19 protein-coding genes are annotated in these 21,938 nt (G+C 67.9%); 13 read left to right on the forward strand and 6 right to left on the reverse strand.

Annotation, left to right across the window (positions count from 1 at the left end; translation table 11 throughout):
• Positions 1-252: 252 nt before the first annotated feature.
• Positions 253-1,992, reverse strand: coding sequence for a lytic transglycosylase domain-containing protein (locus MJ785_RS22030; protein ID WP_305039908.1), 1,740 nt, complete (start codon positions 1,990-1,992; stop codon positions 253-255).
• 923 nt (positions 1,993-2,915) lie between these two features.
• Between MJ785_RS22030 and MJ785_RS08230 the strand changes: the two genes are divergently transcribed.
• From MJ785_RS08230 to MJ785_RS08245, 4 genes are all read left to right on the forward strand, one after another.
• A complete protein-coding gene (locus MJ785_RS08230; RefSeq protein WP_305039295.1) occupies positions 2,916-3,635 on the forward strand; it encodes an amino acid ABC transporter ATP-binding protein in 720 nt (239 codons plus the stop codon).
• Positions 3,636-3,722: 87 nt separating this feature from the next.
• Positions 3,723-4,655 (forward strand): glutamate ABC transporter substrate-binding protein, encoded by a 933-nt coding sequence (locus MJ785_RS08235; RefSeq protein WP_239376321.1) that lies wholly within the window; start codon positions 3,723-3,725, stop codon positions 4,653-4,655.
• A 57-nt stretch (positions 4,656-4,712) separates the two neighbouring features.
• Positions 4,713-5,363, forward strand: coding sequence for an amino acid ABC transporter permease (locus MJ785_RS08240; RefSeq protein ID WP_239309402.1), 651 nt, complete (start codon positions 4,713-4,715; stop codon positions 5,361-5,363).
• Positions 5,360-6,199 (forward strand): amino acid ABC transporter permease, encoded by an 840-nt coding sequence (locus MJ785_RS08245; protein ID WP_239309403.1) that lies wholly within the window; start codon positions 5,360-5,362, stop codon positions 6,197-6,199. The genes MJ785_RS08240 and MJ785_RS08245 overlap by 4 nt, the downstream gene beginning before the upstream one ends.
• 24 nt (positions 6,200-6,223) lie before the next feature.
• On the opposite strand, the gene MJ785_RS08250 is transcribed toward MJ785_RS08245, so the two are convergent.
• Positions 6,224-6,823: a PaaI family thioesterase gene (locus MJ785_RS08250; protein WP_239309404.1), complete on the reverse strand. Its 600-nt coding sequence runs from the start codon at positions 6,821-6,823 to the stop codon at positions 6,224-6,226.
• A gap of 395 nt (positions 6,824-7,218) precedes the next feature.
• Here MJ785_RS08250 and MJ785_RS08255 point away from each other — a divergent pair, with 395 nt between their 5' ends.
• Positions 7,219-8,502 (forward strand): acyl-CoA dehydrogenase family protein, encoded by a 1,284-nt coding sequence (locus tag MJ785_RS08255; protein ID WP_239309406.1) that lies wholly within the window; start codon positions 7,219-7,221, stop codon positions 8,500-8,502.
• Positions 8,499-9,368, forward strand: coding sequence for a sugar phosphate isomerase/epimerase (locus MJ785_RS08260; protein ID WP_239380320.1), 870 nt, complete (start codon positions 8,499-8,501; stop codon positions 9,366-9,368). The genes MJ785_RS08255 and MJ785_RS08260 overlap by 4 nt, the downstream gene beginning before the upstream one ends.
• 130 nt (positions 9,369-9,498) lie before the next feature.
• Here the strand turns inward: MJ785_RS08260 and MJ785_RS08265 are convergent, their stop codons facing one another.
• Positions 9,499-9,807, reverse strand: coding sequence for a hypothetical protein (locus MJ785_RS08265; protein WP_370652715.1), 309 nt, complete (start codon positions 9,805-9,807; stop codon positions 9,499-9,501).
• Between the two features lie 8 nt (positions 9,808-9,815).
• Entirely contained in the window at positions 9,816-11,324 is a 1,509-nt protein-coding gene (locus MJ785_RS08270; protein ID WP_239309412.1) for a class I adenylate-forming enzyme family protein, read from the reverse strand.
• Positions 11,325-11,963: 639 nt separating this feature from the next.
• On the opposite strand from MJ785_RS08270, the gene MJ785_RS08275 reads away from it, so the two are divergent.
• From MJ785_RS08275 to MJ785_RS08285, 3 genes are all read left to right on the forward strand, one after another.
• Entirely contained in the window at positions 11,964-13,157 is a 1,194-nt protein-coding gene (locus MJ785_RS08275) for an amidohydrolase family protein (protein ID WP_239309413.1), read from the forward strand.
• A 179-nt stretch (positions 13,158-13,336) separates the two neighbouring features.
• Positions 13,337-13,969 (forward strand): CoA pyrophosphatase, encoded by a 633-nt coding sequence (locus MJ785_RS08280; protein ID WP_239380321.1) that lies wholly within the window; start codon positions 13,337-13,339, stop codon positions 13,967-13,969.
• Positions 13,966-14,673, forward strand: a complete 708-nt coding sequence (locus tag MJ785_RS08285; protein ID WP_239309417.1) for a nitroreductase family protein — start codon at positions 13,966-13,968, stop codon at positions 14,671-14,673. The genes MJ785_RS08280 and MJ785_RS08285 overlap by 4 nt, the downstream gene beginning before the upstream one ends.
• Positions 14,674-14,805: 132 nt before the next feature.
• On the opposite strand, the gene MJ785_RS08290 is transcribed toward MJ785_RS08285, so the two are convergent.
• Both MJ785_RS08290 and MJ785_RS08295 read right to left on the reverse strand, forming a co-directional pair.
• Positions 14,806-17,229, reverse strand: coding sequence for a CaiB/BaiF CoA-transferase family protein (locus tag MJ785_RS08290; protein WP_239309419.1), 2,424 nt, complete (start codon positions 17,227-17,229; stop codon positions 14,806-14,808).
• Positions 17,230-17,479: 250 nt separating this feature from the next.
• Positions 17,480-18,394: an alpha/beta fold hydrolase gene (locus tag MJ785_RS08295; RefSeq protein WP_239309421.1), complete on the reverse strand. Its 915-nt coding sequence runs from the start codon at positions 18,392-18,394 to the stop codon at positions 17,480-17,482.
• Positions 18,395-18,569: 175 nt separating this feature from the next.
• On the opposite strand from MJ785_RS08295, the gene MJ785_RS08300 reads away from it, so the two are divergent.
• From MJ785_RS08300 to MJ785_RS08315, 4 genes are all read left to right on the forward strand, one after another.
• Positions 18,570-19,013 (forward strand): Zn-ribbon domain-containing OB-fold protein, encoded by a 444-nt coding sequence (locus MJ785_RS08300; protein WP_239309429.1) that lies wholly within the window; start codon positions 18,570-18,572, stop codon positions 19,011-19,013.
• A 33-nt stretch (positions 19,014-19,046) separates the two neighbouring features.
• Positions 19,047-20,216 (forward strand): thiolase family protein, encoded by a 1,170-nt coding sequence (locus tag MJ785_RS08305; protein WP_239380323.1) that lies wholly within the window; start codon positions 19,047-19,049, stop codon positions 20,214-20,216.
• A gap of 457 nt (positions 20,217-20,673) precedes the next feature.
• The gene (locus tag MJ785_RS08310) at positions 20,674-21,000 is read left to right on the forward strand and encodes a type II toxin-antitoxin system RelE/ParE family toxin (protein WP_239309424.1); all 327 of its coding nucleotides are present in this window, start codon (positions 20,674-20,676) and stop codon (positions 20,998-21,000) included.
• Entirely contained in the window at positions 21,000-21,635 is a 636-nt protein-coding gene (locus MJ785_RS08315; protein ID WP_239309426.1) for a helix-turn-helix transcriptional regulator, read from the forward strand. The genes MJ785_RS08310 and MJ785_RS08315 overlap by 1 nt, the downstream gene beginning before the upstream one ends.
• The last annotated feature ends 303 nt before the right edge of the window (positions 21,636-21,938 follow it).

The raw sequence follows: 21,938 nt of genomic DNA on the forward strand, positions 1-21,938 counted from the left end.
TACATCACTTCGTCGCCAGGAGCTCATCTGTTGATTTTTTGTTGATTTTCCTTGATTGCGGTATCAGATCGATATCTGAGAGCGCGTGTGAGATCGTCATTCCGGCTCGCCGCGTCCAGGTGCCCCCTGGCCGCGTTGTCGGCCACACCGATACGACTCATCCGGTATCGCTTCGGCCTTCCGCCTTGCCAGGGGGCGCTTGGCCGCGGCTCACTGATCGAAAGCCCGATCTCACACACGCTCTGACCGGCTCTATGCCGGCGGCGGTGCTGCCGGTGGCTGGGTCGACGTGGGGGAGGGTGCCGCGGCGTCGGTGGCGGTTGGAGCGGCCGATGCCGATGCCGGGCCGGTGGATACGGTGGCCGGATTTGGTGCGCTGCTGGCCGGTGCCGGTGCCGGTGCCGGTGCCGGTGCCGGTGTGGGTGTGGGTGTGGGATTTGGTGTAGCCGCGGGCGCGGGCGACGGTGTGTTCTGCGTCTGTTGGTCGTTCAGGCGTCCGGCGATACTCGTCAGCCGGGTGCGCGCTTCGTCGCCGACTTGGGCAGGTGTAGCGCCCCTGAGGCGGTCGAGAAAGGGCGTGAGCGTTCCGGGGCCGGTGACGGTGGCGGGGATCAGTGCGCCCAACGCGTCGGCCGTGGCCTGCTCGACCTGGCCCGACTGGGTGTAGCCGGCCAGGCGGGCGCGCAGGCGCGCCGGGGTGGTGGCCCAGCCGACGAAATCCGCGGCGTTCAGGCCGCTGACCTCGAAGGCGGTGGCGGGCGGAGACGCGCAGCCCGCGCCATCCAGTTCCGGGGTGACGGTGACAGTGACGGTGAGGGCACCATCCGCGCCGGCCTCGCCGATGGCCTGCCCGTCGAAGCGGGCGAGCTGTCGTGGCGCGGCCACTGCGGCGGTATCGGCGGTGACGACTGTGCGGATACTTGTGATCGTCCACCCATGGCTGTCGGACAGCTGCGCGTCGACGACAGCGGTGACCGGAGTGGTACCCGTGGTGGTGAGAACTCCGGTGACGTCGAGGGCTTCGTAACCGGCGACGGTGTCGTCGAGGCTGATCGGTGTCGCGGCCAGCGTGGCGGTCCCGACGGCGATCGCGGGGCAGGCCGCGGACGGCGTGGGCGTGGGTGTTCCGGGCGGTTGCGGCGTCTGCGTGACCATGATGGTCGGTGCGGGTGCCGGTGCGCCGCTCGGCGCGGGTGTCCCAGTGCCGGGCGGGGTGGGCAGCGGGGCGGCTCCGCTGTCGTTGTAGCCATCCGTCCACGCCAGGACCGCCCGGACGTAGTCGTCCGACGGGTTGTACGCGAGGACCGCCGACTGGAGCTGTGCCGGGTTGGTCAGGTCGCGGTTGTACGCGCACAGGTAGCCCGCGGTGGCGAGGGCCGCGTCGTCGATGTTGTTCGGGTCCCGCGTGCCGTCGCTGTTCCCGTCCCGGCCGGATACCCGCCAGGTCGAGGGGATGAACTGCATGGGGCCGACGGCACGGTCGAAGAGCTTGTCACCGTCCCAGCCACCATCGTCGGTGTCCAGGATCAGAGCGCGTCCGTCGTTGCCGTCGAGGGGCAGCCCGATGATCGATGGAGTGACCGTGCCATCGGTGCTGATGGCGTGGCCGGCGGCGTGCCCGGATTCGACCTTGCCGATCCCCGCGAGCAGCGGCCAGCTCAGATGGCAACCGGGCCGCTCGCGCGCGGTCCGTTCGGCCGCCTTGCGGTAGGCCGTGAGCACCCGGTCCGGGATTCCCCTGTCGCCGGGACCGAGCGTCACGACCCCAGTGGCGCCGGTGGCCGCGGCCATGGCCAGGGCGTGTGTGCTCGAGGCGGAGGCGGCGCCAGCGCTGCCGGAACCAGCTGGGCCGGCATCCGCCGGCATCGCGAAACCGCCGCCATCCGCCGGCTGCCGCGCCGGCCCCGCCTGCGGGCCCGCGCTGGGATCCGCCTGCGAGGTGGCGGCGGAGCCGCTGATGAGCAGAAGGGCCGCGATCGCCACCACCGGCATCGTGAGTACCTGCGCCCGGGGCCGCGCCGCCCGGGGCCGCGGGCCAGGGACGGTATTCGCGACGGCCGGCCGCCGATTCAGCCTGACCCGTATCGGGCCCCGGCGATGCTTGGTCACGGCGGGTCTTCACCTCATCGAATGGCTGGGTTCCACGAGCGGTTTGCGGTTTCGTCTGTCCAGGTACTGCGATCATCCACTGTGCCGGCAAGGAGCGAAACGACGCGCGTCGCATCCCGGGCAAGCGCGGCCGGGAGCGAGGCGAATCACAATGAACTCTGGCACATGGGCTGGCCGTCAACCGCGCCAACGCCTGTCCTGGCCCAGGGCGGGCAGCAACCGTTGGGCTGGCGGCCTTCGCTGGTCAGGTTCTGTTTCACATTCGGTAATGTGTTGTGTGTCTATTGTTTGATGGAAAGATCCCAAAAATCTTGAAGATCTCATTGAGTCGAATCAGCGGATGCTGGCATCCTTGGCCGGTCCGATGGCACTCCGAAGCGTCTCGATTTCGGCGGAGGCGCTGTTCCCCGGCGGGAAGGAGCCGGTCCGATGTCGTGCCCTCGGGATACCTTCCCGCCAGCCCCGCCTCAGCCTGTTCGCCGCCTCTGTGCCAGTACGCTGCTTCGGCGACGTCATCGGTCGGAAATGTGGGGGGCGGGCCAGCTGGGACATATTCGTAACGCCGCTCCTGTCGCACGCGCGCCATGCCGGGGTGCCATCGTCGCCAGGCTGTCACCGTTGACCTGGCCGCGCCGCCAGCCATCCCGTGCCCGTTCCGGGCGGTCCGTACCACCGGCGCGACACGGTGGGGCCAGCTGCCCCATAGCCGCGACACAGTGGGGCCAACTACCCCATAGTGTTGCTGGACATTGACGACCGAAGGGCTGAACGTGGCGAAGAGCGCGCGGGGAGAACCCCTGATCGTCATGGCCGGCGTCGAGAAGTTCTTCGGTGCTTTTCAGGCGTTGCACGGGATCAGCCTGACCGTGCACAGCGGCGAGGTGCTGGTCATCGTCGGTCCGTCCGGATCGGGTAAGTCGACGCTGTGCCGGTGCATCAACCGGTTGGAGACCATTGACGCCGGCCGGATAATGATCGACGGAGAGCCGTTGCCCGAGGAGGGCCGCGCGCTCGCGCGGCTCCGGGCCGAGGTGGGTATGGTTTTTCAATCGTTTAACTTATTCGCCCATAAGACCGCTCTGGAGAACGTCATTCTCGGGCCGACAAAAGTCAAGCGAATCCCGCGTGAGGCAGCCGAGCGCCAAGGCCGGGAACTGCTCGATCGGGTGGGTGTCGGCGCCAAGGCCGGCAGTTATCCGGCACAGCTTTCCGGCGGGCAGCAGCAACGTGTGGCGATCGCCCGGGCGCTGGCCATGGAGCCGAAGGCGATTCTTTTTGACGAGCCCACTTCGGCGCTTGACCCGGAGTACATTGCCGAGGTGCTCGACGTCATGGCGGGGCTCGCGCGTGACGGCATGACCATGGTGGTCGTCACGCACGAGATGGGGTTCGCGCGGCGGGCCGCGGACCGCATCGTATTTATGGCTGACGGTCGCATTCTCGAGGAGGGCGCTCCAGAAAACTTTTTCGACAGCCCACGGACACAGCGGGCTCGCGACTTCCTGGCTCGTATTCTCACCAACTGATCTCGGCGTACCCGCCGGCATCGTCTCTTTCCCCTTCCGGCCATCCCGGCCTCTTCTGTAGCTGACGTATCCCCACGGAGGACGACCATGCGGTTCCCACGCTTTCTGATCGAGCAGCATCAGCTCCGGCCGCGCCCACGTCGGCGACGGTTCGTGACGGTCACGCTCGCTGGCGCTGTCGTGCTCGCCATCAGCAGCTGCGGAAGCAGCGGCAGCACAACCGGTACACCTGCCAGTGCCCAGAGCAAACCAACCTTCCCGGCCAATACCACGATGGCGAGGCTCGCCGCGGCCGGGAAGATCACCGTCGGTACCAAGTTCGACCAGCCCCTGTTCGGCCTGAAAGGCCTGGACAGCAAGGTCGCCGGATTTGACGTGGAAATTGCAAAAATCATATCCGCCGGGCTGGGGATCAAGCAGGACGACATCACCTTCGTTGAGACGCCGTCGGCCCAGCGCGAGGGGGCGATTCAGCAGGGCAAGGTCGACTTCGTCGTCGCCACTTACACGATCAATGACAAGCGCAAGCAGCTCGTCAGCTTCGCCGGGCCGTACTACCAGGCCGGTCAGGACCTCATGGTGAAAAAAGACAACACCACGATCACCGGACCGGAATCGCTACGCGCCGCGAACGCGAAGGTCTGTTCCGTCTCCGGGTCGACGCCAGCCGAAAAAATCAAGGATTATGTCGACGGTTCCAAGATCGTGCTCTTCGACGTCTACTCCAAGTGCGCGGACGCGTTGCGTACCGGTCAGGTCGATGCCGTCACCACTGACAACGTCATCCTGCTGGGTCTTATCGATGCCGGCGGGGGTGCCTTCAAGCTTGTCGGCAAACCCTTCACCACCGAGCCCTACGGCATCGGCATCAAAAAGGGCGACGTCGCTTTCTGCCAGTTCATCGACTCGCAGCTGACCGCGGCGTCGGCGGACGGACGCTATGCCAGGGCCTGGGAATCCACCGCGGGCAAGGTTGCCAGGGCCACGCCGTCCCTGCCCGCGCTCACCGCCTGTTCGTGATCTAAGCACCGCACCCCGTCAGGACCTCTCCGGAACTGACATACCCCGGGAGCCACCATGGGCGTCATCACCGACAACCTGGGCCTGTATGCCGATGGTCTGTTGGGAACATTGAAGATCTGCGCCCTGGTCGCCGTGGCGGCGCTGGTGCTCGGGATCGTGCTGGCGGGATTCCGGGTGTCGCCGGTGCCACCACTGCGCGCGGTGGGCACCGCCTATGTCACGTTGGTCCGCAACTGTCCTCTTACGATCGTCCTGTTCGCCTTCGCTTTCGGCCTGCCGGAGGTGGGCGTCAACGGCTCCTACTTCATATTCGGGGCCGCTGGGCTCACCATCTACACAGCCGCGTTTGTCTGTGAGGCGGTACGCAGCGGAATTGGTGCGGTTGACACAGGTCAGGCCGAGGCTGCCCGCTCGATCGGCCTGACCTTCAGCCAGTCGTTGCGGTTGGTGATTCTTCCGCAGGCGATCCGGGCGGTCATCCCCCCGCTGGGCAATGTCGCGATCGCGATGGTGAAGAACTCCGCGATCGTCGGTGCGTTCGGGGTCGGTGGCGAGCTCTACAGCGTCGCGAACACACTGAACGGCGCGCGGGGCGAACCCGCGTTGCCGGTCTACGCCGGCGTCGTGCTCGGATATCTGATTATCATCATCCCCGCCGGTCTGCTTCTGTTGGCGGCGGAGAAACGGTTCAGGGTGGCCCGGTGAGCGGCTCGGTTCTTCACGATGTCCCGGGGCCTCGCGGGCGTCGGCGTATAGCCATCGCCAGCGCCGTCGCCGCCCTTGCCCTGATCGGGCTCGGAGCGCTGGTCATACGTCGGCTGGCGGCGAACGGCCAGTTCAACAGCGGCAAATGGAGCCCGCTGTTCAACCCGGGCGACAAGGACTTCCCGGATGTGTGGCGCCTGCTCGGCGGCGGCCTGCTGCACACGTTGACAGCCGCCGCCCTGGCCGCGGTCTTCTCCCTGGTGTTCGGGGTCCTCATCGCGATGTCCAGGATCTCCGCCGCGCGGTGGTACCGCTGGGCTGTCGTCGGGGCGGTCGAGCTGCTGCGCGGTGTCCCCGTGGTCATCGCGGTCTTTTTCGCCGCGCAGGTTCTGCCAGCCTATGGAGTCAGGCTACCGCTGCTGTGGTACATCGTGATCGGTCTGACGGCCTACAATTCCGTGGTTATCTCCGAGATCGTCCGAGCGGGTGTCCTTGCGGTACCGAAGGGGCAGACGGAGGCCGCGTCGGCGCTGGGCCTGACCCGCGGCCAGACGCTGCGGGTCATTCTGCTCCCGCAGGCCTTCCGTTCGATGCTGCCAGCGTTGCTCAGCCAGCTTGTTGTGATTATCAAGGACACCTCGCTCGGCGCTTTCATCTCCTATGAGGAACTGCTGCGCCGTGGCCTGATCACCGTCCAGACCCTGCACAACCCGATCCAGACCTATCTGCTCCTCGCCGCTATCTTCATCCTCATCAACTATCTGGTGACCAGACTGGCGATCTATCTGGAAGCGAGATTGTCCGGCCGGCGCTCGGGGCGGCCCGTGCCTGGTTAGCGTGCCCGGCAGCAGGGGCGTGGATCAGTGTGTGGGGTTTGTCGGCTGGTTCCCGGTCGGGCCCGCCTCCCGATCTGGTGGTGTCGAGGTGCTGCCCGCCGCTGGCCGCGTCCCGCTGGCGCTGTCGGCGTCCTGCTGGGCGAGCCAGGCCTGCTGACGGTCGAAGTGTGTGCGGTCGCGCGCCACGAAGACGCCCTTGGCCGCGGCGAGCTCCGCGTTCGTGGCCGCCAGCCGCAGCTCACCGATCACGTACAGGCGCTGGCCCGCACGCCGGTCGAGCCAGGATGACGCCACCAGGTCACGGCCCACCGGCACCGGCCGGATGAAGGTGATTTCAAGGGCGGCGGTGACAGCCAGTATCCCCGTGTGCATGGGGAGGTGGCCCAGCACCTCATCCATGATCCCAGCCGTCCACCCGCCGTGGGCGACGTTCGGGCCGCCTTCGTTCTCGGCCGAACAGGTCACATGCGCCCGCAGCACCCCGTCGTCGCCGAGACGTTCGCGGACCATCCCCAGGCGGCAGTGTCCCTTGCGGGAGCAGGCGCCACACAGCGCCACCTCACCGTCAGCCCTGGGCGGCAGCTGGAAGTCCGAGCCCGTCCAACGCGGTCCGTCGTCCCTCATCCGGCGAGTGCGCCGTGCGGGCGCCCGGCAACAGGGACACGGCATCGCGGGGCTGGGACACGCGCCTCGCGGCATCGCTCCCCATCCATCGCCGCGGGATGCGCGGGTACCCCGGCTCGTCGGTCGTTACTCACCACCAGGGTGACTCCCTCCGCCGTCTCGCGATCCATCCACCCCGACCCCGTTCCTTGATCCACGTTTCTGTTGTCGAGCGTTCCTGCTGGTGGCAGGTTGTTCCGCAGGCTTGCCGTGGTTGCGGGCATGCTTCATTTTAAATATAAAACATATAACGATTAGGTGCAGCTTCGTCGCAGGCCGGAACTCGGCGTTCACCATGGTCCGGCGGGAGCCGTGGCCTCACCGAGCGCATAACCAGACAGCGACAGGAGCCACCGATGTGGGGTTTTCAGACGGATCCCGAGTACCAGCAGCTCCTCGACTGGGCCGACGACTTCGTCCGTACAGAGGTCGAGCCCGTCGACCGGCTGGTCCGCCAGCCCTACGATCTCACCGACCCCATCCGTGCCGCGCTCATCCCACCACTGCAGGAGAAGGTCCGCGCGCAGGGCCTGTGGGCCTGCCACCTCGGCCCGGAACTCGGTGGCCCCGGCTACGGCCAGCTCAAACTCGCCCTGCTCAACGAGATCCTCGGCCGTTCGCGCTGCGCGCCGAGCGTCTTCGGGTGCCAGGCCCCGGACTCGGGCAACAGCGAGATCCTCGCGCACTTCGGCACGGACGAACATAAGGCGAGATACCTCGAGCCGCTGCTGCGTAACGAGATCGTCTCGTGTTTCTCCATGACCGAGCCGCAGGGTGGTGCCGACCCGAAGGTTTTTCGGACCCGAGCGGTACTGGACGGTGACGAATGGGTGATCAACGGAGAGAAGTGGTTCTCCTCGAACGCCCGTTTTGCCTCCTTCCTGATCGTCGTCGCGGTGACCGATCCGGAAGCCTCCCCGTACCGGCAGCAGTCGATGTTCATCGTCCCCACGGACACGCCCGGTATCCGGTTCATCCGCCATGTCGAGCTCATCGATGAGGAGGCCGGTGGAGGCACTGAGGGCTACATCTCGTATGAGAACGTGCGGGTACCCCGCGCGAATCTGCTCGGTGCGCGGGGCGGCGGTTTCGAGGTCGCGCAGGTCCGGCTCGGTGGCGGCCGTATTCACCACGCCATGCGCACCGTCGGCCTGGTGAAGTGGGCCTTCGACATGATGTGCGAGCGGGCGCTGTCCCGCTTCACCCAAGGTGAGGTTCTCGCGCGCAAGCAGCTGGTGCAGGAGGCTATCGCCGACACCTGGATCCAGATCGAGCAGTTCCGGCTGCTGGTCCTGCGGACCGCCTGGCTGATCGACGAATGCCAGGACTACCGGCAGGTCCGCGGTGACATCGCCGCCATCAAGGCGGCCATGCCGAAGGTACTGCTCGATGTCACCTCCAGAGCCCTGCAGCTGCACGGTTCGTTGGGCCTGACCAAGGAGATGCCGTTTTTCGACATGCTCGTCGCCGGTTACACCGTCGGCATCGCCGACGGCCCGACGGAGGTGCACAAGATCACTCTTGCTCGTGAGGTGCTCAAGCGGCACAAGCCGACAGACGGCCTCTTCCCGACCAGCCACCTGATCGCCCTTGAGGAGCAGGCCCGTGCGCGTTACGCCGACGTGCTGGCCGGCCTGTGACCGGGCAGCGGTCCGCCGTTACCGCAGCCGCGGACAGCGAGCTCGTACTCTGCAATGTCTCGGTGGCGCCGTTGAGTTTCCGCGATGTCGTCACCGCGGCCTCGGCAGCGGGTTTCGACGGGATCTCGATCCTCGGCCGTTCGCTGCGCCGGGCCCGCACCCGCGAGGGGCTGTCCGACTCCGATATCAGGGCCATGTTGGATGACAACGGCCTTGTCCTGACCGAGATAGAAGCGGTCGGTGACTGGCTCACGCCACCCCCGGTTGATCAGCCCGCCTTTCTGGACCAGGTCCTCACCGAGGCCGAGTATCTCCAGGCGGGTGGGTCGCTGGGGGCGAAGACACTGGTGGCGACCCACTTCGGGGATGTGGTCGAGCTGGATGAGGCCGCGGAGAAGTTCGCGGGCCTGTGCGACCGTGCCGCCGACCACGGGCTTGACGTCGCGCTGGAGGCGGTGGCCTGGGCAACGATCAGTGACATCGGGACGGCGTGGGAGATCGCACACCGTGCCGACCGGCGCAACGCCGGGATCCTCGTGGACGCCTGGCACCACAACCGAGGCCCCGGCGCTGGTGACGCGGAGCTGCTACGCCGAATACCCGCCGACCGGGTGTTCGCGGTGCAGCTCAGCGATGCCGCCGTGACACCGGTGGGCCCGCCGCTCGAGGACATCCAGCACCGGCTGCTGCCTGGCGTGGGCGGTTTCGACCTGACCGGCTTCCTCAGCATCCTCGACGACGCTCAGGTGCGGGCACCGATCGGGGTCGAGGTCCTCAGCGCCGAGATCCTCGCCCAGGGGCCGGCCGTCGCTGGACGGATCCTGATGGACGCGCTGCGCGCGACGCTGGACCGCGCGCGGTTGTAGGCCCTCGCGGGGTGGGACCTCGCGGGGGTGGGATCCCGACGGCCGGGGGATGCCCAGCGCGATCGTCGAAAGCGCCGGACAGCCCCCGACCGGGGAGCTCCTGCCCAGGGAACGGCGCTGTTCGCCTGGGTCAGTCGCTGGAGGGAAGTGGTTTGGCCTCCTTGAGCAGCAGCGGGGCCAGCCCGTCGGCGATGCTGCCCGCCCCCGCCTTGGTGACGAGAATCTCGATCTCATTGTCCTTGTCGGTGTAACGCTTGCCCAGCAAGGTCCCGCTGGCAAGTTCGGGTTTGAGGTCCAGGCCGTCGGCGGGGGTCTCCTTGGATCCGATCATTGGATGACCGCCGCAGGTCAGGTCGATCTCGCTGGAGCCGGGCCGGACCACGATCACTTCCGTGGCGCAGACCTGGCTCCGCAGCCGCAGACCTGTCTTGAGCCGCATTGCTGTGCTCACGTCCTCTCGTATGTCGTGGGACTGCCGATCTCGGCGACCAGCTGACGGCGCAGGAGCTTGCCCGTGGGCGTGTAGGGAAGGCCGTCGCGGAAGATGACCTCATCGGGGGTGCGCGAGCCGCGAAGCCTGGCCCGAACCCAGGCGCGCAGGTCATCGGGTTCCGGCGTCGCATGCGCCGCCGGGACGACAACGGCCGTCAGGCGCTCGCCCCATTCGATGTCGGGCAGGCCGATGACGGCGACCTCCTTCACCGCCGGGTGGTGGATCAGCACGTCCTCGATCTCGGCCGGCGCGATGTTCTCGCCCCCGCGGATGATGGTGTCGTCCGCCCTGCCCTCGATGAACAGGTACCCGCCGGTGTCAAGGCAGGCCCTGTCCCTGGTGGGAAACCAGCCGTCGGCGTCGAGGACGGATCCCAGCCCCAGGTACTCCCCGGAGATCTGGCCGCCGCGCACCCACAGCTCGCCGACTTCGCCGGGACCGGTGGGCGCGCCGGCCGAGTCGCGGATCTCGCCCTCCACCCCGGGAACGAGACGACCCGCGGAGGACAGCCGGGCCGCCACCGCCGGGTCGGGCGACAGGAGTGCCGTACGGTGATCATCTGGGCTGAGGATCGCGATCGTCGAACTCGTCTCGGTGAGCCCGTAGGCGTTGACGAAGCCGGCGTCCGGGAATGCGGCGAGTGCCTTCTCCAGGACCGGACGCGGCATCCGGGCGCCGCCGTAGGCGATCGAGCGCAGCGTCGGTGTCGCTGCCCGCGCACCGGCGAGCTCCTCGACGATGCGGGCCAGCATCGTCGGTACGACCATGGCGCTGGTCACCTGCTCCGCGGCCACCAGGCGCAGCCAGGCGCCCGCGGAGAAATTCGGCAGGTAGACGAGACGGCGGCCGGAGTAGATGTTCGTCAGCACGGTCCCGACACCGGCGATGTGATACGGAGGAACGCTGGTCAGTGCCGCCTCGGCCGGCTCCGCGGAGCCGAACTCGACGGTCTGCAGGACGTAGGAGACGAGGTTGGAGTGCCGCAGCACAACCGCTTTCGGCTTGGACGTCGTCCCGCTGGTGAACAGCAGGACCGCCGGTGCTTCATCATCGACATCCACCGGCTCGGACGGCTCCGCGAGCGCCGCGGTGGCCAGCCACTCCTCACTGCGGTGGACCTTCAGACCACTTCTGGCCACCACGTCCTGGTAGGCCTCGTCGCAGACGACGACCGGGCCGTGTAATTCGCCCAGCAGCCCGTCCAGCTGGTCTTCGCCGAGACGGTAGTTCAGCGGGACGAACGGCATCCCGGCCGTTGCCGCCGCGAACAGGACAGCGGGGAAGGCCGTGCTGTTGCCACCGAGGTACGCGACCCGCTCGGCGCCGGAGGAGCGCAGCAGCGTGGCGCCGCCGGCTGATACCCGGACCAGGTGTTCGAACGTGATGCCGTCGCCGCGCCCTCCCAACGCCACCCGGTCACCGAAGGCCGTCGCGGCCATATCGAGCAACATCCCGATACTCATAGACCTTTGCCCCAAATCATATATACAAACAAGCTTTTACGGTGTCATCGAGGGGTCCACTCGCGGGTGGCGGCTGCCGAGGGGCGGTCGGTGATCTTTTTGTGATCTCGGCGCGTCCCTCGCTGGGCCTCGGTGTCCCCGCCCTCCGCCCGGTGGGCATGGTCCTCGCTACCCAGGGCGCGGGTGGTCGCGCGCGACGGTGGGTGATCGGGCATGCGGATCGTGTGTCGCAAGGTCACCTCCGGGGCACGTCCGCGGCCGTCCGCCCAGGTTGACAGCGCTCCGTCGTCATCTGGTCGGCGCGTTGTCTGGGAGTCCGGCCGGCGGAGCCGATGGAGCTCTTCCGGTCGGGGTTCCGGAATCCAGGGTCTGGCTCATCGAAACATATAACCTAATTAACGCATCCTAGTGCAAGGGGCTGGCTCTGTCGCGGGGCTGGCCCCGGAGGTCGACTCTGGATGTCGCGCGGTGGTAGCGGTGGTAGCGGTGGTAGCGGTCGGCGCCCGCGGCACTGTGGCGGGCCCTGCCGGGAAGCGGTCGCCGTGAGGGCATGGTCGCTGGCCTGCGATCAGGACTACTAGTATGCTAATTAGACTGAATGGTTCGTAGAGTCGCGAGGATGGATGCGAGGAGACTCCGATGGCAGGGCTCGACTTTGGCCTGTTTGACTGCGATACGCACTGCTACGAGACCAGGGATGCCTTCACGAGGTACCTTCCGGCGGAGTGGTCCGAGCACGCGGTCCGGCCGATCAGGTTCGAGGGCGGCGTGGAAAAGATCATGGCTGCGGACCGGGTCGCGACCTTCAATTCGGAACAGGGCCTCGGCTTCGACCTGGCTTACCGGCCGGGATCCCTCAAGGAGATGCTGCGCCAGATGGCGTCCGGTAACCCGGACGAGACCTACGAGCCCGAGCCCATGCGTCCGGAGTACCTCGACCGCGACGTGCGCCTGAAACTGATGGACGCCCAGGGGGTGGACCGGGCCGTCGTCTTCCCGTCCGCGATGGCCCTGTCGGTCGAGAACTACGTGAAGAACGTGCCCGCGGCCTATGCCAATGTGCACGCTTTCAACCGCTGGTTCGAGGAGAACTGGGGCTTCGCGTACAAGGACCGCATCTACGGCCCGGCGCTGCTGTCACTGCGCGACCTGGACCTCGCTGTCGCGGAGCTGGACGACGTCCTCGCCCGGGGCGCCAGGGTCGTGCTGCTGCCGACCGGTCCGGTGAACGGCCGCTCGCCCGGTGACCCCTACTTCGACCCGATCTGGGCCCGCCTCAACGAGGCCGGCGTGACCGTCGCCTTCCACATCATGGAGAACTGGTACAACGAGCACATCGCACCCGCCTGGGGCTATGACGCCTTCCCTGCGGCATGGCATATGTCGGCGTGGCAGTGGAACAACCTCTATGGCGAGCGGCCCATCGAGGACACGTTGTCGGCACTGATCTACGACAACATCTTCGGACGCTTCCCCAACCTGATGGTGCTCGTCGCCGAGTTCGGGGCTTCGTGGGTACCGCATTTCATCGAGCACATGGACAAGAGCCGGGGGATGGGCCGCAACGGGCCGTGGATCGGCGGGCGTCTCACCGAGCGTCCCAGCGCGATTTTCCAGCGTCACATCCGGGTCGCTCCCTATCCGGAGGACAACATCGCCAAGATCGTTAGAGATCTTCCAGATGTTGACTGCCTGGTCATGGGTTCGGACTTCCCGCACGCGGAAGGGCTGGCCGACCCCGCCGACTTCGCCCAGCTGGTCACGTCACTCACACCGGAGCAGCAGCGCAAGATCCTGCGTGGCAACGCGGAGAAGCTCTTCGAGAAGGCGTGACCGCCGGGGAAACCGGCCACCCGGCCACGGCAACCGGGCGCGTCGGTCCGGATTCCGTCAGGATTGATCATAGTCGTTCCGTTGCGGGAGAGCCGACCGGCGGGCGGCCACCGTACGGGGACGTCTTCTCGGGTCCCCGTAGCCGTCTTGACACGCCGTCGCCGTGGGCCGATCTGCCCATGGCGAGGCGCCAGGGGATCGGTATCGGCACCATCCGGCGTGCCTTCCGCCAGCGGGAAGACCCACCTCGCGTACCGCAACGGCCGGGTATCCGGGCGGCGGCGGTCCTGCTGACGCTGTTCGAGGAGGCGGGCGAAACCCGTGTCGTCCTGATCGAGCGTTCCAGCGCGGTCAGGACCCACCGGGGCGAGATCGCCTTCCCCGGTGGGGTGTGCGACGCGGGTGAGGCACCGCGCCAGGCTGCGTTGCGGGAGTCCTGGGAGGAGATCGGCCTCCCGTCCACGGGCGTCGACCTGCTCGGTGAGCTGGGCGGGCACACCGCTGAGCTGACGAGGTTCCAGATCACCCCGGTGGTGGGCGCGCTCGCGGCCCGGCCGGTTCCGCGCGTCAACCACAGCGAGGTCGAGGATGTCTTCGACGTTGCGCTCGCTGGGCTGATGGCGGACGGTGTGTACCGTGAAGAATGGTGGACCGGTCCGCGCGGCGGCTTCGCGGTTCCTTTTTTTGATCTTTCGAGAGGCAGCGTCTGGGGCGTGACGGCTTCGATGCTTCTCGAGCTCCTCGTGCTCGTGACCGCCAGCGCCCGCCCGCGGGATCAGGTTCCGCCGCCCGCTGGAGCGGTCGCGCCATGATCCCATCCGAAGAGACTGTCGGCCTGCTTGAGGGAATCGCCACCACCAGGGCCATCCGCCGGTTCCGCCCGGAGCCGGTCAGTGAGGACGCGCTCGCCACCATGTTGTTCGCGGCATCCCGCGCGCCCAGCGGTTCGAACCGCCAGCCCTTCCGCTTCCTTGTGCTGCGTGACGGCCCGCGCGCGCTGGCGGCCCGAGCCCTGATCGGCCGGGGAGCCCGAGCGCAGTGGACGAGAAAGGTCGTCTCAGACGGTTACGACCGCGGCAGCGGTACGCGTCCCGACACGCCGAAGGCGCGGATGGCCGCGGCCATGGCGCATTTCGTGGAGACCTTCGAAAGCGTGCCGGTCATCGTGCTTCCATGCCTGGTCCGTTACCGCGAGCCGAACCCGGCGGAAGGCGGGTCGATCTACCCGGCCTGCCAGAACCTGCTGCTGGCCGCGCGGGCGCTGGGCTATGGCGGCGTGCTCACCGGCTGGCACCGGCTCGTGGAGCCGGACCTCCGCCGGTTGCTGGAGATCCCCGACGGGGTTTTCATCGCCGGGACGATCGCGCTCGGCCGGCCGCAGGGGCGGCACGGCCCTGTTCGCCGCCAGCCGCTGCGGGACATGGTCTTCGAGGACGGTTGGGGCGAGACGACGACCTGGGCGGTCGACCCGCCCGGCACCCGTCACACCGATGCTGGCCCGCCAACGCACCCGTAGCGGTTTACCTGCGGCCGGTCAGCCGGTCAGCCGGTCAGCCGGTGCCGGTGCGTGCGGTCAGCTGTTCCCGCGCGGGCACGGGCGGCGCGACCGCTGGATCCGTCACGCCGCCCGTCGGATGTCTCGCCTGCGTCACGAGGGAATATCAGCGCCCGCGACAATCTTCGCGTCCGTCAGGGCGGCGATGGCCTCCGCGTCGTAACCGAACTCGGTCAGCAGCGCCTCGGTCTGCTCACCAAGCAGACAGCTGCGGCTGATGCGGCCCGGGGTTTCCGACAACGCCACGGGCAGGCCGTGTACCCGGATCCGGCCGAAGAGCGGATGGTCGACCTCCACCACCAGCCCGGTCTCCACCATGGTCTCGTCAGTGCAGGTGAACGCGGAGACACCGCCTTCGAAGACGGTCACGCAGGCGAGCCCCGCGGGGACGAGGAGGTCCTCCCACGCCTGCGCGGTGTCAGCGGTGAACACATCCGCAAGGATCGAGGCAAGCTCCTCGTCGTTGTCCAACCGGCTGTCCACCGTGGCGAAGCGGGCGTCCTCCAGCAGGTCCGGGCGCTTGATCCCGCCAACCAGCGTCTCCCATTCCCGCTGGGTCGGCGCGGCCAGGAACACCCAGCCGGACGACGCCCGGTAGAGGCGGTAAAGAGCATGGTAGCCATGCTGCTCCGCATCGAGCGCGGGAGCCGGCGGCTTGCCCGCGTAGGCGTTGAAGTCGTCCGAGTAGGCGTAGGCGTTCCCACAGATCATCGAGGTGGCGACGAACTGTCCTTCACCCGTCCGCCGCTGGTGCATGATCGCCAGCAGGAGAGCCGAGAAGACCGCGAGCGCGGCGTTCGAGTCCCCGTCGGTGAGACCGCGCAGCCGCGGCTGGACGATGGCCTGTAGCTCGGCCAGGTCGAAACCGCTGACGAGGTCGGGATCGAGCCAGTACGAGGCCTGCTTGTGCAGGCTCCCGGCCACGGCGCTCGCCGAATCGGCGTACAGCGCACGGGAGCTGTAGGGCCCGCTGACGCCGTATCCGGTGGCGTGCAGATACACCAGTTTCGGGTTGATCGCGGAAAGCGTGGCGTAGTCAATCTTCAGGCGTTCGGCCACCCCTGGCCGGAAGCTGAGCGCGAAGACGTCGGCCTTCTCGATGAGCGCATAGAAGATCTTTCTGCCCTCGTCTGTCGACACGTCGACGGCGATGCTCTCCTTGCCCGCCATCGTCCGCACGCCGCCGCTCTCCTTCACCCCGAAAGAGCTGCGCATCGGGTCGCCGGTGAGGCCCTCGACCTTGATGACGCGCGCACCCAGGGCGGCGGCCAGGGTGACACCGAAGGGCATGGCGAAGAAGTAGCCGAATTCGACGATGGTCACCCCGGCGAGCGGATGGGCCGGGGCGGGTCCGGTTGCGGCCGCGGGCGCCCAGGGGCCGGTGAACGGGCCGTTGTGGACGCCGAGCGCGGGGGCGGCGCGGTCAATCCGTGACGGTGACCTGCTGAAGGCCGCGACCGGGCCCACCTGACGGATCGGGCCGTGTTCGGGATGGGTGACCACGATGGAGTCGCCGTTGTGGACGATCTGCGGGTGGTCGAGGCCCTCCTCACAGGTTGCGGCAACCTCGAACGGGACGTCGGCGTTGGCCTCCAGCAGCGGTACCCACTCCGCCAGCGTCTTCCTCCGCAGGGTCTCGCTGAGGAGGTCCTCCCACTGCTGCGCGTCCTGCGGGGTCCTGAACTGCGGGGCATGCGCGAAGAGCGGGTTGGTATGGGTGCTCTCGAGACCGAGGACGCTGGTGAGCGCCCGCGCCTGATGGGGCAGCTGCGGGTTGCTGATGATGAAGCGGCCGTCCTTGGTCGCCATCGTCAGGCCGTACCGGGTGGCGGCCAGCGCCCCGCCGCGGGGGTTGAGGATGACCTGCGGCTGGCTGCCGGTGTTCTTCGCGTACTGCCAGTGCATCGTCCCGAAGTAGTCCACCGGGTTGAGGCCCTGCACCAGGGTGGCCTCGACGCGCTGCCCGCGCCCGGTCCGCTCGCGGACGACCAGGGCCGCCAGAACACCGCTGACGGCCATGTGCGCGGCGCCCGTGCTCGCCATCGACGCGGCGGTGAAGATCGGTCCTGGCCGGAAGCCGAACTGCCCCCGGGCGAACGCTCCGGCCTTCGCCGCCACGACGCCCTCGTAGCCCTTCAACCGCGCGTACCGGCCGGTGGAGCCGAAGCCGTTGACCGAGCAGTAGACCAACGACGGGTTGGCCGCGTGCAGGGTTTCCCAGCCTAGCTCCCAGCTGTCAGCGACGCCGGGTTCGAAGCTCTCGATCAGCACGTCGGCGTGGGCCGCGAGGGTGGCGGCCTCGGCCCGGCCCGCGGCGGTGCGCAGGTCAGCGACGAGGCTTTCCTTGCCCCGGTTCCAGACCAGGAAACCGGCTGGTGACTGGGTGCGCAGACGGTCGCCCTCGGGTGGCTCGACCTTGAGCACCCGGGCCCCGTTATCGGCGAGGATCATCCCCGCCAGGGAGCTGGCGATACTGCCGGCGCCCAGCTCGAGCACTGTCAAACCATCGAGGATCATCAATACAGCTCTCCAAGGCCACGGGCCACACCGGCACGAGAACTCCCGTGCTCCGTCCTGGTTCCCGCTGCGGGGAAGGGTGGTGGGGCGCTCCTCTGCGGGTGATTAATTAGGTGAACAATCTAACAGCTTGTATCGGTCGTATAAGAGGCTCCGGCAATAGGGCGTTCGATCAGGGAGCGGAGCCGGGGTGCGTGCATCGGGAGGCGGCGGAGGGAGCCGCCCCGGTGGTGGGTGGCGGCGGCCAGGGTCAGCGGCTGGCATCGGTGGCGCCGAAGACGAAGTCGCTGATGAGACGGGCCAGCTCGACCGGGCGGTCACCTTGGACGGAGTGCCCCGCACCCGGCACGGTCTCGACGCGGGCCGTGGGCTGGCGGCGGCGGAACTCGACCACGTCGTCCTCAGTGACAACGCCGGAGGCCGATCCCAGCACGAGCATCACCGGCGCCGGCAGCGCCGAGAGGTCATCCCAGCGCGGCCTGAAGTCCAGCATGCCGCCGGTGGGGATCAGCCGGTCGTATCGCCAGGCCCAGCGGCCGTCCGGGAGCGGGTGAGCGTTGTGCAGGATGCCGCGCCGCAGGGAGCTGACCGACCGGGTCGGGTTGTGGCGGACCGTCCGTTCCAGGATCTCCTCGAAGGAGGCGAAGGACTCCGGGCCGTTGACGAACGCCGCGATCGGGGCGCTCTTCGCCAGCGTCACGCCCGGCGTTACGTCGACGACCACAAGCCGGCGGACAAGCTGCGAGTAGGCGGACGCGAGGCGGATGCCGGTGAGCCCGCCGAGGGACATGCCGACCACGCCCGCGGCTCGTGGCGCGAGCTCGGCGATGGCGCTGGCGAGGATGTCGGCGTTGCGGACCGGCCAGTAGTCGCCGTCCGGCCGTTTGCCGGAGTGGCCGTGACCAGGCAGGTCGAAGGCCACCAGCGGGCGGCCGAGCGCGAGGGCGACGGTGTCCCAGGTGTGGGCGTTCTGCGCCCCGCCATGCAGGAACACCAGCTCGGCGGGGCCATCACCCCAGACCAGGGCGCTGATCCGTTCGCCGTCCACATCGACGTTCTCCCGGCGTACCCGTGGGGGGCCGGCCCAGGCCAGGCCCGCATCCCGGGCGTTCTCCTCAAAGAACCCGAATTCGTCGTAGTCGGGCAGTCGCGCGGCCTCTGCCATGTGGATCTCCCAGGATGATCGAATCCTCGAGCGTCCACACGCGGCGACCGGAGAGTGCGACGGCCCTCGTGGGGACTGGCGTGTGCGTCCGATACAGTTACAGAATATATCTATATCAGGTACGGTCCGGGCGTGCCGCACCGCGGACCCGCCGTGCGACGGCGTGAAGGAGACCGTGTTGAGTGGGATCAGCGACGCTGAGGTCCTGGAACGCTACCCCCGGACTGCTGTAGATCATGACAACAAGTACTTCTACCAGGGCCTGCTCGAACGGAAGCTGCTGGTCAATCGTTGTAACGCCTGCGGCAGGTGGCACCAGCCGCCGCGGCCGATCTGCCCGTCGTGCTGGTCGCGCGACATCACCGCGACCGAGGTGTCGGGCGAGGGCGTCATCCACCTACTGATCTTTCTGCATCAGGGCCCGCCGGCCGCGGGCGTCGACTACGCGACGCCGCACCCGGTCGCGGTGGTCGAGCTCGCCGAGCAGGAGGGCCTGCGGTTCTCCACGACGATCGTGAACGCCGACCGCGAAACCCTGCGTATCGGGCTGCCGGTGACACTCACCTGGATCGAGCGTGACGGCAACCCCTTCCCCGCCTTCGCGCCCGCCGCTGCCTGACCTGCCCGAGACGATCATCAGGAGACCTGGACGATGACGCGGTATCCCGTCAAGGACAAGGTGGCCTTCGCCGGCACGGGCGCCACCGCGTTCTCCCGTGACTCGGGCGAACGCTCCCAGCTCTCGCTGTGTGCCGAAGCGTGCACGCGGGCGATCGAGGACGCGGGGCTGACCGCCGCCGACATCGACGGCATCGCCGGCGCGGTCCCGATTGCCTACAAGGTCCAGTCGGCGCTCGGCATCCCCGAGACCACGTGGTGGACGAGCCCGCCCCAGGAGGGCTCCTTCGTCCAGGTGATCCTGGAAGCGATGAACGCCGTGTACTCCGGTGCCTGCAACACCGTGATCGCCTACCACACGTTCTACCGGCTGCCCTGGGCGTCGCGGGCCGCGGCCAAGGATCCGTTCCGGCGGATGCTGTCGATCACCGGGGGTGTCTCGCCCGCGCCGGAGGATGTGTGGGGCTCGGTCGGTTACACCGCGTGGGCGAGCCGATATCTGTACGAGTATGGCGCCTCCCGGGAGGACTTCGGGCTCGTCGCCGTCAACTCCCGGTCCAATGCCGGGCGGAATCCGAACGCGGTCATGCGGAGCCCGATCGGCATGGACGACTACCTGGCCGCCCGCATGATCCGTTGGCCGCTGTCCCTGCTCGACATGGATGTCCCGATCGACGGCGCTGTCGCCTTTGTCATCACGACCGCCGAGCGTGCCCGTGACCTGCCAGGCCGGCCCGTCCTCATCCACGCGGCGACGGCTGGTGTCATCGACCGCAACGAGGAGGACCAGACCCCGGGGCTGCGCAACCACGGCCAGCGGGTGACGGTCGAGACGCTGCGGGCACGCAGTGATCTATGGCTTGATGACATGGACGTCTACTACCCCTACGACGGTTTCTCGTTCATCACGTTGTCCTGGCTGGAGGCCATCGGGCTGTGTGGGCCGGGTGAGGCCGGCGCGTTCATCCGCGACAACTGGGATGACAAGACGAACAGTTTGGTGATCCATGGGAAGGTTCCCGTCAACACCCATGGCGGCAGCCTGTCCGAAGGTGGGACGCAGGGCGCGGGGCACATCCGTGAAGCCGTCCTGCAGCTGCGGGGGGAGGCTGGCGAGCGTCAGGTCCCCGGCGCGGGCACGGCGATCCTCACGCCTGGCGGTTTCTTCTTCAACGCGCACGGCCTCGTCCTCCGCGCGGAGTAGCGGCGTAACCGCCGCTTTCAGCCCGCCGTGTCCGCCGTGTCCGGTGCGTCCGGATGGATCTGCTGGAGCGGTCGGCGAACGGCCACGGCCACTGGCACGCCACCGTGGCATCGGAATGCGGCTCGTCGGATTGCCGAGGGAATATCGGGTCCACAGATCGCGGCACGGTTGGGCCGGGACCGCTGCAGCCTCCCAGGCCGAGGCGGCGGCGGTTCCGGCGCAGCGCGCTCCCGACCGACAGAGCACCGCGGTACTCGACGGTTCGCTGTCGGAGCGGGCGCGGCGTGAGGATGCCCGCTACTGGGAGGAGCACCGCCGGCCGATCGTCGGATGTCGCCCGTGTGACGACCCGTCCACCCACGCGGCCGGCCGCGTGGGCGGTCTCACGACGCTAGCCGTGCCAGCAGGGGTTGAGGTCCCAAGGTAACGGTAATAACGTAGTCGTTATCATGGTTGCATGCCCTGGGATGTCTTGGTCCACCCCGATGCGGCCGACGAGTTGGCCAAGCTCCCTGCCAACGAGCGCGCGGCGATCGACAGCGCCCTCGACAAGCTGCGAGAACGCGGTACGGATCTACCGTTCCCACACACCAGTGCCGTCGTGGACGCCGACCGCCTGTGGGAGCTACGTCCCCGAGGTGGCAATAGCCCGTGGCGGGCTTTCTACCGGCGGATGGGGGCAAAGCTCGTCATCGTTGGTGCCATCGGACACCACGACAAGCGGAAGTACAGGCGGGCAGTCGCCGTGGCCGTGGAACGGCTCAACGACCTGAAGGAGGACTGATGAAGTTGTCGGAGCTCAAGCCCCTCGACCAGGTCATCGAAGAGCACCGCCAGGACCCGGAGTTCCGCGAGGAGTGGGACGCGCTGGCGTTCTCCCGGAAGGTCGCCAACCAGGTGATCGCATACCGGGTCGAACACGGTCTCACACAGCGGGCTCTCGCCGAGCAGGTTGGCCTCAAGCAGCCCGCTATCGCGCGCCTGGAGATCGCCGAGACACAGCCAAGGCTCGAAACACTGGCGAAGCTCAGCAAGGCCACCGGTCTGACTTTTGACCTTCACGTCGCCAATGGAGCCGTCGAGATCGTTCAGGTCGCCAAGGCAGCGACAACGGCCGCCGCTCGCGGCTTCGCGTTCGTCTTTGACTCGACTGTGCTCGCTGCCCTCGCCAACGCTCGGCCGTTGGTCGAACAGCTACCAGCATCCCACGCGGCGGGTGATCGGCCGGCCGACATTGTCGTCGAGGGTGAACAGAGTCTTACGCTGCTGCAGCTCAAGTCCCGTCGCTTGCCGGGTGCGAGGATCTTCGCGATGACGCAGGCCCACGGATCGCGCGACGAGATCGACGATCTTCTCCGTATCATGCCGGCAGACACGACCGTGGAACCGGTTGAGGTCGGGCAAGCGAAGGAACGCTGACCGCTTCGCCGGTGCGTGGCGGGTGCATCGACCCCGCACCCGACAGGGAATGGCCACGCGGGCGGGTGGAGCAGCGCCGTGCTCAACAATCGGCGCTGGTCTCGGTGGCGAGATCTGAGGCCACAGGGCGGACAACCGGCCGCCCAATGACGCCACCCACGAATGAACCGGGTGGGGTGACGTTGGACCGCGCCGGACGGCGGCGGGGGAGAACCCAGGGCCGTTGCCAGCCTGATGTAGCCGGCGCCGACGAAGGGCGCTGGCCGGGTGGCAGCGATCACTTAGTGGTCGCCGCCGGAAGTT

It is taken from the genome of Protofrankia sp. CiT1 (genome assembly GCF_917627335.1).
In the GTDB taxonomy this organism is placed as follows: domain Bacteria; phylum Actinomycetota; class Actinomycetes; order Frankiales; family Frankiaceae; genus Protofrankia.

What these genes read in the sequence shown, in the direction of transcription:
- MJ785_RS08295 (WP_239309421.1), bottom strand. Translation starts at nt 18,394, where the DNA reads ATGGCAGAGGCCGCGCGACTGCCCGACTACGACGAATTCGGGTTCTTT.
- MJ785_RS08240 (WP_239309402.1), top strand. Translation starts at nt 4,713, where the DNA reads ATGGGCGTCATCACCGACAACCTGGGCCTGTATGCCGATGGTCTGTTG.
- MJ785_RS08230 (WP_305039295.1), top strand. Translation starts at nt 2,916, where the DNA reads ATGGCCGGCGTCGAGAAGTTCTTCGGTGCTTTTCAGGCGTTGCACGGG.
- MJ785_RS08280 (WP_239380321.1), top strand. Translation starts at nt 13,337, where the DNA reads ATGGCGAGGCGCCAGGGGATCGGTATCGGCACCATCCGGCGTGCCTTC.
- MJ785_RS08250 (WP_239309404.1), bottom strand. Translation starts at nt 6,823, where the DNA reads ATGAGGGACGACGGACCGCGTTGGACGGGCTCGGACTTCCAGCTGCCG.
- MJ785_RS08315 (WP_239309426.1), top strand. Translation starts at nt 21,000, where the DNA reads ATGAAGTTGTCGGAGCTCAAGCCCCTCGACCAGGTCATCGAAGAGCAC.
- MJ785_RS08270 (WP_239309412.1), bottom strand. Translation starts at nt 11,324, where the DNA reads ATGAGTATCGGGATGTTGCTCGATATGGCCGCGACGGCCTTCGGTGAC.
- MJ785_RS08265 (WP_370652715.1), bottom strand. Translation starts at nt 9,807, where the DNA reads ATGCGGCTCAAGACAGGTCTGCGGCTGCGGAGCCAGGTCTGCGCCACG.
- MJ785_RS22030 (WP_305039908.1), bottom strand. Translation starts at nt 1,992, where the DNA reads ATGCCGGTGGTGGCGATCGCGGCCCTTCTGCTCATCAGCGGCTCCGCC.
- MJ785_RS08255 (WP_239309406.1), top strand. Translation starts at nt 7,219, where the DNA reads ATGTGGGGTTTTCAGACGGATCCCGAGTACCAGCAGCTCCTCGACTGG.
- MJ785_RS08305 (WP_239380323.1), top strand. Translation starts at nt 19,047, where the DNA reads ATGACGCGGTATCCCGTCAAGGACAAGGTGGCCTTCGCCGGCACGGGC.
- MJ785_RS08310 (WP_239309424.1), top strand. Translation starts at nt 20,674, where the DNA reads ATGCCCTGGGATGTCTTGGTCCACCCCGATGCGGCCGACGAGTTGGCC.
- MJ785_RS08290 (WP_239309419.1), bottom strand. Translation starts at nt 17,229, where the DNA reads ATGATCCTCGATGGTTTGACAGTGCTCGAGCTGGGCGCCGGCAGTATC.
- MJ785_RS08275 (WP_239309413.1), top strand. Translation starts at nt 11,964, where the DNA reads ATGGCAGGGCTCGACTTTGGCCTGTTTGACTGCGATACGCACTGCTAC.
- MJ785_RS08235 (WP_239376321.1), top strand. Translation starts at nt 3,723, where the DNA reads ATGCGGTTCCCACGCTTTCTGATCGAGCAGCATCAGCTCCGGCCGCGC.
- MJ785_RS08285 (WP_239309417.1), top strand. Translation starts at nt 13,966, where the DNA reads ATGATCCCATCCGAAGAGACTGTCGGCCTGCTTGAGGGAATCGCCACC.